We start from the raw sequence: 11,880 nt of genomic DNA, 5'->3' as shown, positions 1-11,880 counted from the left end.
CTAGGCGTGAGTATCGTCCAACATAGATGGATATTCACCTTAGGTCAGTTTTTTTTGAAACGAATTGCATTATTCATTGTAATAATAAAGCTCTTGTATATTCATAATAACTTACGGGAATGTTTATATTCGAGGAGTGATGACATTGAAAAAGGAAAGTAAACAAGTTGATGCAGATAAAATTGCACCTGGTATGGATGATGACTTTGAATTGAATCAAAGAGCATCGCAAGAGGAAATTGAAAAAGGGGACTCAACGAAGGTGGTAACATTATCTTATGATGAGGTAGACCCATCTTAGTTTTAGGTGGATAAAAACTCTCACTTTGCAAATGTAGGTTTTCTTCAAGTGCAATGAGTAACAGATAAGCTATTAGCAAATAGTATACGTAAGAAATTGATAAAAGGAGTGGTCGGAAGTGGAGAAGAAAACGAAGGTAGAAAGTAGTCAAATCGCAGGAAGACAATACGAGGTAGAAGATTACAAGCGACAGGACGAGTTATCATCTGGACTAGCTACTACCCATGAACAAGCATCTGATGACTATATGGAAGGTACAATCGATGCTATGCTTGAAAAGAATGTTGATGATTCGGAAAGTATATCTAAAAAAGAAAAGTAGTAAACATTTACATATTATTGTTAATTAGGTTGAACGGTCCTTGTAGAAGGAGTTCAACCTTTTTTAGCGTTTAGGAAACAATCCAAATGCTCTCTTTTCTACTTCACTGGTCAAGGCGCATACACCTTTTATTCATTGTATCCACAAAATGGGTTGTTCTCTATGCAATTATCTTTAACGATAAAAGTAGTTCAGCATATATTGTTTATGTATTGTATTGTTACACTTAAAAAGAAAGAGGTGAACAGAATGGGTTATGAAGGTGGAGGATATGCAGGAGGTTTTGCATTAATCGTTGTCTTGTTCATCTTGTTAATCATCGTAGGTGCTGCTTACGTTGGTGGCGGATACTAATTTTCTTTTTTTTTGATGTAGAATACTGGGAGAGCCTACTTTTATGTAGGTTCTTTTTTTATGTCTAGGAAATTATAAAATTCTTGTACTGTGGATAAGCGCTTGGCATCCAGCTCCAGCGCCTAGCCCCTCTTGGGTCTACAGCCACTTAAGAATTGAACGTAAAGAACACCTTCTATTCTTAAGCGTCTTATTTGCCCGAGGCTGTTCAAGGCGCTTGCGCTTTTGTTCCTAGGAGATTATAAAATTCTAGTACTGTGGAAAAGCGCTTTGACATCTTAACTTCAGCGCCTAGATATTTACTCAATAACCACAGAAAATAATTGAAAGTGTTTGAAAAAAAAATCATGTAAACTTAGAATATAAAGTAACAAAGCGACTTTTACATACAGAAATCACATAGTGGTCTATTTAGTGATTATGAAAAAGCTATGGAAGGAGAACAACATGAATAGCGCGATGGCTAGTATAAAGAGAGAAAAGCTTAAAGTTTTCTTGAGGAATAGCGGTTTTTTTAATCAACAAATATTCGAAGAACATCCTGAAGGTTATTATGCCTTGGATTTAGATGGAAGATTTGTCCAGGTGAACAAGCAATGTGAGATCGTAACTGGTTATGTGAAAGAAGAACTGTACAACATATTTTACAAAGACCTTCTTACAAGTGATTGTTTTGAAATTGTAAACGCTTCTTATGTTAAGTCTCTTAGGGGGAAAATACAAAATTATCAATGTACGATTATGACAAAGAAGGATATGAAACTAGATTTGGATGTTACAAATGCACCAATTATTGTTGATGATGAGGTTCTTGGAGTCTATGGGATTGCAAAGGATATTACGAAATATCATGAACAAAAAAGGAAGGTACAAGAGAGTGAACAGTTACATCGTCATCTAGTAGACCATTCACCAGATGGAATTGTTGTAATTCGAGATAATCAATTAGTCTATACAAATCAAGAAGCAGCATGTTTACTAGGTGTTAGTAATAAATTGAATATTATTGGGGAAAGCATATCTAAATATATTCCCACAAATCATAATAGCGCGATTTTAAATTACATTGAAGAGGCAGAAAAAGGTTCTCCTTCGGCACTTAATGAAGTGAAAATCATCCAAGCCTCTGGTAATGAACTTGATGTTGAAGTAAAAGCAATTCCAACCGTTTTTGAGGGAAGCCCAGCAGTTTATTTAATTATTAGGGATATTACTGAGAGAAAGGTAGCGCATGAATTAATGTTGAATTCAGAAAAGCTATCTGTAGCTGGGCAACTAGCTGCTGGAATTGCGCATGAAATCCGTAATCCTATTACAGCAATTAAAGGATTTTTGCAGTTAATGGAGGGAGGAGTACAATATAAGAAAGAATTCTATTCTGTTATATCTTCTGAAATTAATCGAATCGAATTAATCTTGAGTGAATTATTATCCTTAGCGAAACCTCCTCTAGATAATTATCGCCATAAAAACATAGGTAGTATTTTACAGCATGTTGTCGCTCTTACGCGTTCACAAGCAACTTTACATAATATTCATATCACTACATTCATAAGAGACAAGCATTTAAATGTTTTATGTGATGAAAATAAATTAAAGCAGGTTTTTATTAATTTTATAAAAAACGCAATTGAAGCTATGCATAATGGAGGGAATATCACAGTAAGTGCTCAGTCTGATGGAAATAGATCAGTTATCATAAAAATTGCTGATGAAGGTACAGGTATTCCGACAGAGATGTTAAGAGAAATTGGAAAACCCTTTTTTACAACAAAAGAAAATGGTACCGGGTTAGGAATCATGGTTAGCTATGAAATTATTAAGCACCATAATGGTGAGGTAAAGATCGATAGTAATTCAAATGGCACCACGATCTCTGTCATTCTTCCAATCTCGAAATAGCATCTTTAAACCAATTCTTGATAACTCATCCCATATATTGAAACAACTTGGTGAAATTGTGCTTGTAACTTACAGTATTCGAAGATAGAAAGAGGAATGAAACATGGAGATTACGACGAAACGATTAAAAATAGTACCTTGTAAAGAAGATTTACTTAGTGAAGATATTGATGTTGGTGATCATATACAATATTACTTACATGAAATTGAAATAGATCCGAGCCTTGTTGGTTGGGGTGTATGGTTTGTATTTCTAAAAGAAAATGATCAATTTATCGGTGATATTGGCTTTAAAGGTAAACCACAAGATGGTGTGGTGGAAATTGGCTATGGTATCCAAAAAGAAGCGCAAAATAATGGATATGCAACAGAAGCAGTGGAAGCATTGATTAATTGGGCTTTCGATACAAATATAGTAATAAAGATTACAGCAGAATGCTTACGTAATAACGAACAATCGATCAGAGTTCTAGAAAAACTAGCAATGATGCGAACGGATGAAAAAGAACAAATGATTTACTGGGAACGAAATCTTCAGCATTAATCGAAAAAGCACAATAAACTTCAGCTTGTATGAAGAATATTGTGCTTTTTTTCCTTCATACAAGGTTATGTTCAAACTACAATGCAGAGTCAAAAACATCTTTTTAATAGGATAAGCTTTCACATCATAAAAATTAAAGTATAACAATAGGGAGGATAAACTGAATGAGAACATATGAAGAGGTAGCTGCCTTCGAACATCAATTTTGGCTTCAAATATTAGGTGATCACGCAAGATTTATTTTAGATTCTTTAGCAGTAAGTCAGCAAGAAGATATAGAAAAGGCAAAGAAATTCCAACAGATTTTTGACACATTATTAAAAAAGGCAAGGGAACAAACTGATTTTTCCTCTTTGACGTTAGAGGCGGAAGAATATGCTCGAGAACTTCGTGAATTTAAGCTTTCCATAATAAGAAGGCATATTGCCGGTAAGATTACCATTCATTTACCACCATCATTTATTAACCACATGGTCAATGAGCTAGAGGAATACTTGCTTGTTTTAACGTATTTAAAAAAGAAAGTAAAGCCACCGATCTTCCATGAGCTACATCATCATTTGGTGTGGTTGTTAGACGCTGCGGGTCATGCTGGTGCGATATCAGATACTCTTGATCGTGCAGAAAAGAATCTTAAGCTGAAAAGTGAATTGTTTGCAAAACAGTTTGAGGATTTTTATCTTAAAGCAGTTGAGTTGTCAGGTTACTTAAGAGCAAACATAGATTCATTTCCAGCTTTAACGAAAATGAATAAGGATGTTAAGCTTGAAATCGAATTGTTTAGAGGCTTTTTAGCTGAAGTGGAAGAGATGGAATTAACCAATCAAATGTTAAGTACTTTTTCAGCTTTAATGGCTGATCATATGATGCGTGAGGAATGCTATTACTTAATGAAGGTTGCCCAATCAACTAATACAAAAAAGCCTGATTGTGATCCGACAAAACCTAGGTTAGAAGCTTAATAGACGAGTCCCTCTATGATTGTTCGTAGGGGGACTCGTCTATTAAGGGGTTAAAAAAGGTTATAGAAATTAGTCTTGCACAAACTCAAACGAATAGTCCAATGAGGGTAACTACTCTGTTCACAGGTAACCTACTTCAAAGTGAATTGCATACTTATAGCACTTTTTCTAAGGATGTTTTCACAAACTTTGTGTTATTTACCAAGTAATGCGGTGTGGTTGATTGCAGCGAGAGTTGCTCGCTTTCCGCGGGGCGGGCGGTGAGCCTCCTCGGCGTAAACGCCTGCATGAGTCTCACCTGTCCCGCTGCTCACGCAGGAGTCTCGCAATCCGTTCCAATCAACCTGAATTAGTTTTTGTTTTAAAAGCAACAAACTCTTAGAAAACAGCCTTTTCTAATGAACAATGATGTTGTTGTAATATAGTATTTCTTTGATTTTTACATTGATAAATTCCTTACCTCATGTTATGACTAATGTGTAAGTGTTTTCATTTTGTGCTGTAGAAAGGAAATTGCAATGAGAAATAAGTATTGGACAGTATTACTGATTATGTTATCGTTGGTTTTTATCATCTTGTTAAGTCAATTTATTTATACAGCCAACGGGCTTAAGGTATCTGTCGATAAATTGGAGGAAGTAAATAATAAAAGCACATATAGTAAAAAACATCTTGTTTTAATTGCCCAAGAGTACGGTAACCCATATTGGACTGCTATTGGTACTGGTGCTAAAGATGCAGGTGAAAAATTTGATATTTATGTGGAATATAGGGGTCCGATTCAAAGTAACATGGACGAGCAGCTGAAGCTATTAGAAAAATCAATTGCAGAAAATGTTGATGGAATTCTGGTTCAAAGCTTAAATAACGAGAAATTCACCCCATTAATCAATAAAGCAATGTCAAAAGGAATTCCTGTTATTACAATCGATACTGATGCGCCATCTAGTAATCGGCTGTCCTATGTAGGAACGGATAATTATTACGCAGGACAGGAGCTTGGTAATAAAGTAATAAAGGAAACCAATGGAAAGGGAAAAGTAGGTGTCATAATTGGAGACCTGACTGCAGAAAATCAAAAATTACGTCTTAATGGTCTTCAATCCGTTATAGAGAAACAACCGAATATGGAAATTATTGAGGTTTTACCTTCAAACATATCAAGAATCAAAGCTGGACAACAGGCTGAAAAAATATTACGCAATAATCCAGAGATTACAATATTAGTAGGAACAAGTGCACTAGATGCTGTAGGGATGATAGAGGCAACGGAAAATTTAAATAGGACAGATGTTCAAATTTTTGGATTTGATAATGTAGATGATACGTTACAGGCAATTAATGAAAAGAAGATTGCAGCTACCCTTGCTCAAATGCCATATCAAATTGGCTACAAATCGGTTTCATTAATGAATGATTACATTAAAGGGATCCCCATTCCAAATGAGGCTTTTACAGATATAACGATCATTGATTCTACAAATGTCAACTTGGAGTGAGAGAATTGAATATACGAGCAAAATTATTTATTTTCATACCTATACTTGTTTTGCTGTTAAATGTTGTTGCCTTTGTTATTTTTCAAAATGGGAAAATCGTTCAGGATAGCTACAATATAATGATGGAACGTGTATTACAATATAAACAGATTTCAAATGAAACCTCTGAAAATTTACTATTTTTAAATTCTTATATATTAAATCACGATGATAAAAGCTATGACGAATTTATTCAACATAAAGAGCAACTAATTGAGCTATGGCTTCAACTTAGTAAGGAAGAAGATGGTGAATTTAAGGATATACAGATGAAAAATTATCATCAAATGGTTACTTCATTTTTGGATTTTGAAACAGCAGTAATTGATAGCCTAAAACGCGATGATTTTGAATCCTATCTATCAAAATATGAAGATGCAGAAAGGGTAGCAGAATTTATAAAGGAAGATGGACAACTTATGGTTGATCGTGAATTAAGTTATTATCAGCCAATTTATAATGATATTATTAACTATTCAGAAAAGATAAATAAGCTTGGGATTGCTTTATTTATCGTGACGACTTTGTTGAGTATTGTATTTGCTTTTTGGATGTCTCAATCCATATCGATTCCAATCAGTCGACTAGTAGATAAAGCAAAGCAAATATCAAAAGGTAATTTGGATATTGAAACAGAGGATGTAACAAAAACCAATGATGAAATCGGTATATTAGGAAAGGCTTTTCATCAAATGTTAAAGGATTTGAAACATTATATATCTCAACATATACAGGCTCTTGAAAATAATCGAATAGTAAAGGAATTAGAGTTGAAGGCACTGCAAAGTCAGATTAATCCTCATTTTTTATTTAACACGTTAAACATTATTTCTCAGTTAGCTTACATTGAAGGAGCTGAGAAAACTAGTGACTTAACAGTGACTACTTCAAATTTAATTCGCTATAATTTACGAAAGCTTGATCAACCAGTTACATTAAAGGATGAAGTGGAGCATATAAAGGAATACTTCATGATTCAAAAGGCGCGGTTTCAAGATCGCGTATCATATGAGTACGATATTGAAGAAAGGGTGTTAGATCAAATCATCCCTAGTTTAACGCTTCAACCCATTCTTGAAAACGCATTCGTCCATGGGATCGAAGAAAAGGAACAAGGTGGAAGAATTACAATAAGTATGAAAGAAGTTGACTCAATTATTCAGATTCAATTAAGTGATAACGGGAATGGCATGGATGAAAACATCAGATATAAATTATTGAACTTTTTAACTGAAGAACATTCAACATCACTATCACCTACTAAAAGTTCTACAGGACTTGGCACAATTAATGTGTTTAAGCGATTACATTTATTTTATGGTGAAGAAACGAAAATAGAAATAGAAAGTCAACCAGGCATCGGAACGTCAGTGATTTTTAAACTACCTAAGCTACAACAAATGAGTATTTCTTGAAAATAGATTGGAGGTTCATTATGTATGTATCGAATATTAATAGCAGATGATGAGGCAATCGAACGTCAAGGATTAGAACTAATGATTTCACGAGCAATGCCTGGGACGTTTGAATTTTCCCATGCAGAAAATGGTAGAATTGCAATTGAAAAAGCAGAGCAAGAAAAGCCGGATATAATATTTATGGATATAAAAATGCCTGGTATACAAGGCATTGATGCGATAAAAGAAATTACCCAAAAGCATTCACATTCAAAGATAGTGCTTGTTACAGCGTACGATTATTTTGGATATGCCAAAGAGGCATTAAAGCTTGGTGTTCAAGATTATCTATTAAAGCCAAAGAAAAAAGAGCAAGTACTCGATGTAGTCAAAAAACTCATAGAAAAGATAGAATCAGAAAAGATACAACGAAGTGAGGAGCTTAAGCAACGAGAAACAATTTCACAATTGTTACCTTTGTTAGAAAGTGAAATTTGTTTAATGATTATGATGAATTTTATTCTGGATACGGATTTCGATCAGATAAATGAATTGTTAAAACTAAAAATTCACAAAGGCTATTCGACTGTCATTTCCCTTCCAACTGATGATGATGACCAATATGAGCCTGAAAAACAATATATGTATTCAACTATTAAAAATTTCATTAAAATGAGTGGGAAGGATTGCTTGGTAAGCCCATTAATTGGAAATAGGATAACATTATTCACTAACTTTCCAGAGGATCATCGTGTGACATATTCAGTGAGAGAAGAAGCCACTTTGTTTGCAGAAAAGGTCCATCATTTCATTTGTAAGGAATACAATATAAAAGCAAGTATTGGCATTGGGACAATGCGTGAAGGTGTGGAAGGACTTCGCAGCTCATATTATGAAGCATCAATGGTCTTAAGCAACCCTTCTAACGGACAACCAATTCGTTATTATTCGAAACAAAAAACTGGTCAAGAGAAAGAACTAACATTAAGGATTGAAGAACAACTTTTTACAGAATTAACTAATCTTAAAATAGATTGTGCTATTCAGATCTTCCATCAAGCTTTTGATATGTTGGTTGAAACAACTAATGGTGATGTTAATCGTTGCAGAGGAGAAGTTACTGAACTATTTATTACACTAAATAAATATTTATTTCGACAGGGAGTTAGCATTGATGGAATCGGAAACTTTAGTGAAGCAATTGAGCTTGAACAGCTAAGACATGCTGCTGAAGTCTCTTTGCATTTAATCGTAGAAGTTATTAGTAAGGATAAGCTAAGTAAGACAGAATCACTAATCGAACAGGCAAAAAAGTATATTCAAGAAAACTATTCAAAGGAAATTAGTATGGAACTAGTAGCAGAAATGATTAATCTAAGTCCTTATTACTTTAGTAAAATATTCAAAAAAATAGAGGGTACTACTTTTATCGATTATTTAACATTTGTGAGGATTGAAAAATCAAAAGAGTTGCTACTTGACCACAATTTAAGCTTAAAGGAAATTTGTTTTCAAGTTGGGTATAATGATCCAAATTATTTCAGTCGAGTTTTTAAGAAAGTAACGGAATTATCCCCATCTGAATATCGAAATCAATTAGTAAAGTACTAGTCTGGAGACTAGTACTTTTTTGCTATCTAAAAACCAAAAAAGTACTAAATTTAAATAAAACAGAAAGCGTTTTCAACAAATCGTATAAAAGTGAAGATAGATGCCAAATGAGTACAGATGATTGGCCATCAGTATTGCTTCAGAGCATGATATATTCAAAATGTAAACGGTAACAAAATATAAGGGGGCATAAAAATGAAAAAATGGTTTAAGAGTATAAAGGTTGGTGCAGTTGGATTGTTATTTGCTTCTGCTCTTGCTGGTTGTGGAATCGTTTCATCTGGTGAAGAAGCTGCAAGCAACGAGCCGAAAGAAAAGGATGACAAATTAGTGATTGGACTTTCAATGGATACGCTAAAAGAAGAGCGTTGGCAAAAGGATAGAGACCTTTTCGAAGCAAAAGTAGAAGAACTTGGAGCAGAGGTGAAAACATTATCAGCAAACGGAGATGATGCACTTCAATTAAGTCAAGCTGAGCAATTAATCTCAGAAGGTGTGGATGTATTAGTTGTTATTCCACATAACGCTGAAGCTTCGGCAGCAATTGTTAAAAAGGCGCATGATGAAGGGATTAAAGTCATTTCATATGACCGTTTAATTAAAAATTCAGAAGTAGATTACTATTTATCATTTGATAATGTACGTGTAGGAGAAATGCAAGCACAAGCAATTGTAGACCAAGTATCTTCGGGTAATTTTGCATATATCGGTGGAGCAGATACAGATAACAATGCACATATGTTCAAAGAAGGTGCGATGAGTGTTCTTCAACCACTGATTGATAAAGGTGATATAAAACTAGTCTATGATCAATTCTCTAAAGACTGGAAGCCTGAAGAAGCATTGAAGAATATGGAAAATGCTTTAACAGCTAATGATAACAATGTCCAAGCTGTAGTTGCAGCAAATGATGGTACTGCTGGTGGAGTCGTGCAAGCACTGAATGCACAAGGTCTTGCAGGAAAGATACCTGTTTCTGGTCAAGATGCTGATATCGCTGCATTACAACGAATTGTAGAAGGTACACAAACGATGACAGTTTACAAACCAATTCACTTAATTGCAACACAAGCTGCTGAGATGGCTGTGAAAGTTGGAAAGGGAGAAGAAATTAAACAAGATACAACAGTAAATAATGGACAATTTGATGTTCCTTCTATATTACTTGATCCAATTGCAGTAACAAAAGATAACATCGTAGATACTGTAGTGAAAGATGGTTTCCAAAAACTAGAGGAAATTTACAAAAATGTGCCTGAGGATCAGTGGCCAAAAGAGAAATAATTAAATGAAAAATGAGGGTGCCTCAAAACTAAAGGGTCAGTCCAAACAATATATAGTTCATTAAAAGTAATAAACTACTATATATAAGTATGTTGGAGGTATCAGACCTTTATGAGACACCCTCTATTTTTAGAGTGGGAGTGTTCTATGATGGGTTATATCTTAGAAATGGATCATATTACGAAAGAATTTCCCGGTGTAAAAGCATTAGATAATGTTAGTTTTAAAGTAAAAAAAGGCGAAATACACGCACTTTGTGGAGAAAATGGTGCTGGTAAATCAACTCTAATGAAGGTATTGAGCGGACTTTATCCTACTGGAACATATACAGGGAATATCGTTGTTGATGGAAAAAAAGCAGATTTTCGTAGGATTAGAGATGCTGAGGATACGGGAATAACCATTATTCACCAGGAATTAGCATTAGTAAAGGATATGACAGTTGGAGAAAATATTTTTCTTGGTCGTGAGCCGAGAAAATGGGGAACGATTCAATGGGATTCTCTTTACTATGAAGCTTCAAAATGGCTAAAAATGGTTGGGTTGGATATAAACCCCGAAACAATTACACATACACTTGGAATAGGTCAACAGCAGTTGGTTGAAATTGCAAAGGCATTATCAAAAAATACGAAAATATTAATTTTAGATGAACCGACTGCAGCGTTAACAGAGAGTGAAGTAGAGATATTAATGGGGATCTTGGATGAACTTAGAAGCAAAGGTGTTTCTTGTATTTATATCTCGCACAAAATGCCAGAGGTTTTCCATTTATCAGATAGTATTACAGTGTTAAGAGACGGGCAAACAATCAAGACATTAGATAAAAACGAAGTGATTGAAGATGATGTTATTGCATTAATGGTTGGACGTGAATTAACAGAACGTTATCCAAGAGTAGAGCATAAACCAAAAGAAATTGTTTTAGAAGTGAAAAATTATTCAGTGTGGAACAAGGAAAAACCAGACCAAAAAGTGATTGATGATGTAAGTTTTTCACTGCGAAGAGGAGAAATACTAGGAATTGCTGGATTAATGGGTGCAGGTCGCTCTGAACTTGTGATGAGTTTATTTGGTGCTTATGAAGGTAGAAGTGAAGGAAATGTTTTAATAGAGGGAAAATCCAAACAAATTAAATCAATTAAGCAAGCTATTAAAGAGGGACTTGCATTAGTAACTGAGGACCGAAAGCGTTTAGGTTTAGTGCTTGATATGGATATTAAGGAAAACACGACACTACCTAATTTAAATAAAGTTAGTCGTTTTGGAACGATTAATGAAAATGAAGAAATTAAAGCAAGTGAAAAATATGTTAAAGAACTTAGGACGAAAACAGCATCTTTAGAAACAAAGGTTGGAACACTTTCAGGAGGTAATCAGCAAAAGGTAGTACTTGCAAAATGGCTCATGTCAAATCCAAAAGTATTAATTCTTGATGAGCCTACCCGTGGAATTGATGTCGGTGCAAAATATGAAATCTATAATCTTATGAATCAACTAGTTGAAAATGGTGTTGCAATTATAATGATTTCTTCAGAATTACCAGAGGTACTAGGAATGAGTGATCGGATATTGGTTATGCATGAAGGATACTTTGCGAAAGAATTTACTCATCAAGAGGCAACTCAAGAAAACATTATGGTCGCTGCGACAGGAGGTAAATAA

The 11,880-nt window shown here is 34.4% G+C and carries 11 protein-coding genes; all 11 read left to right on the top strand.

The window, feature by feature from the left end; translation table 11 throughout:
• Window positions 1-145: 145 nt before the first annotated feature.
• A complete protein-coding gene (locus tag I7822_RS04395; protein WP_207975644.1) occupies window positions 146-301 on the top strand; it encodes a hypothetical protein in 156 nt (51 codons plus the stop codon).
• 118 nt (window positions 302-419) lie between these two features.
• On the top strand, window positions 420-623 hold the full coding sequence (locus I7822_RS04390) for a YozQ family protein (protein WP_207975541.1): 204 nt from the start codon (window positions 420-422) through the stop codon (window positions 621-623).
• A gap of 249 nt (window positions 624-872) precedes the next feature.
• Window positions 873-977, top strand: a complete 105-nt coding sequence (locus I7822_RS04385) for a YjcZ family sporulation protein (protein WP_083964539.1) — start codon at window positions 873-875, stop codon at window positions 975-977.
• A gap of 447 nt (window positions 978-1,424) precedes the next feature.
• Window positions 1,425-2,879 carry a PAS domain S-box protein gene (locus I7822_RS04380; protein ID WP_207975540.1) on the top strand — a complete coding sequence of 485 codons (1,455 nt, stop codon included), beginning with the start codon at window positions 1,425-1,427 and terminating at the stop codon, window positions 2,877-2,879.
• A gap of 103 nt (window positions 2,880-2,982) precedes the next feature.
• On the top strand, window positions 2,983-3,423 hold the full coding sequence (locus tag I7822_RS04375; RefSeq protein WP_207975539.1) for a GNAT family N-acetyltransferase: 441 nt from the start codon (window positions 2,983-2,985) through the stop codon (window positions 3,421-3,423).
• Window positions 3,424-3,587: 164 nt separating this feature from the next.
• Complete coding sequence (locus I7822_RS04370; RefSeq protein ID WP_207975538.1) at window positions 3,588-4,385, top strand: DUF2935 domain-containing protein; 798 nt, start codon at window positions 3,588-3,590, stop codon at window positions 4,383-4,385.
• A gap of 518 nt (window positions 4,386-4,903) precedes the next feature.
• Window positions 4,904-5,884 (top strand): sugar-binding protein, encoded by a 981-nt coding sequence (locus I7822_RS04365; RefSeq protein ID WP_207975537.1) that lies wholly within the window; start codon window positions 4,904-4,906, stop codon window positions 5,882-5,884.
• A 5-nt stretch (window positions 5,885-5,889) separates the two neighbouring features.
• Complete coding sequence (locus I7822_RS04360; RefSeq protein WP_207975536.1) at window positions 5,890-7,338, top strand: sensor histidine kinase; 1,449 nt, start codon at window positions 5,890-5,892, stop codon at window positions 7,336-7,338.
• 24 nt (window positions 7,339-7,362) lie between these two features.
• Window positions 7,363-8,931 (top strand): response regulator, encoded by a 1,569-nt coding sequence (locus tag I7822_RS04355; protein ID WP_207975535.1) that lies wholly within the window; start codon window positions 7,363-7,365, stop codon window positions 8,929-8,931.
• A 195-nt stretch (window positions 8,932-9,126) separates the two neighbouring features.
• Window positions 9,127-10,215, top strand: a complete 1,089-nt coding sequence (gene xylF, locus I7822_RS04350; RefSeq protein ID WP_207975534.1) for a D-xylose ABC transporter substrate-binding protein — start codon at window positions 9,127-9,129, stop codon at window positions 10,213-10,215.
• 147 nt (window positions 10,216-10,362) lie between these two features.
• A complete protein-coding gene (locus I7822_RS04345) occupies window positions 10,363-11,880 on the top strand; it encodes a xylose ABC transporter ATP-binding protein (protein WP_207975533.1) in 1,518 nt (505 codons plus the stop codon).

This window comes from Metabacillus bambusae (genome assembly GCF_017497975.1).
Lineage (GTDB): Bacteria > Bacillota > Bacilli > Bacillales > Bacillaceae > Metabacillus > Metabacillus bambusae.
The sequence above is the reverse complement of the archived record's forward strand: the minus strand, read 5'-3'. Positions and strand labels throughout refer to the sequence as shown.

Excerpts from the sequence above, each read along its gene's own strand:
- I7822_RS04380 (WP_207975540.1), top strand. The coding sequence starts at position 1,425 with ATGAATAGCGCGATGGCTAGTATAAAGAGAGAAAAGCTTAAAGTTTTC.
- I7822_RS04370 (WP_207975538.1), top strand. The coding sequence starts at position 3,588 with ATGAGAACATATGAAGAGGTAGCTGCCTTCGAACATCAATTTTGGCTT.
- I7822_RS04355 (WP_207975535.1), top strand. The coding sequence starts at position 7,363 with ATGTATCGAATATTAATAGCAGATGATGAGGCAATCGAACGTCAAGGA.
- xylF (WP_207975534.1), top strand. The coding sequence starts at position 9,127 with ATGAAAAAATGGTTTAAGAGTATAAAGGTTGGTGCAGTTGGATTGTTA.
- I7822_RS04365 (WP_207975537.1), top strand. The coding sequence starts at position 4,904 with ATGAGAAATAAGTATTGGACAGTATTACTGATTATGTTATCGTTGGTT.
- I7822_RS04345 (WP_207975533.1), top strand. The coding sequence starts at position 10,363 with ATGATGGGTTATATCTTAGAAATGGATCATATTACGAAAGAATTTCCC.
- I7822_RS04385 (WP_083964539.1), top strand. The coding sequence starts at position 873 with ATGGGTTATGAAGGTGGAGGATATGCAGGAGGTTTTGCATTAATCGTT.
- I7822_RS04375 (WP_207975539.1), top strand. The coding sequence starts at position 2,983 with ATGGAGATTACGACGAAACGATTAAAAATAGTACCTTGTAAAGAAGAT.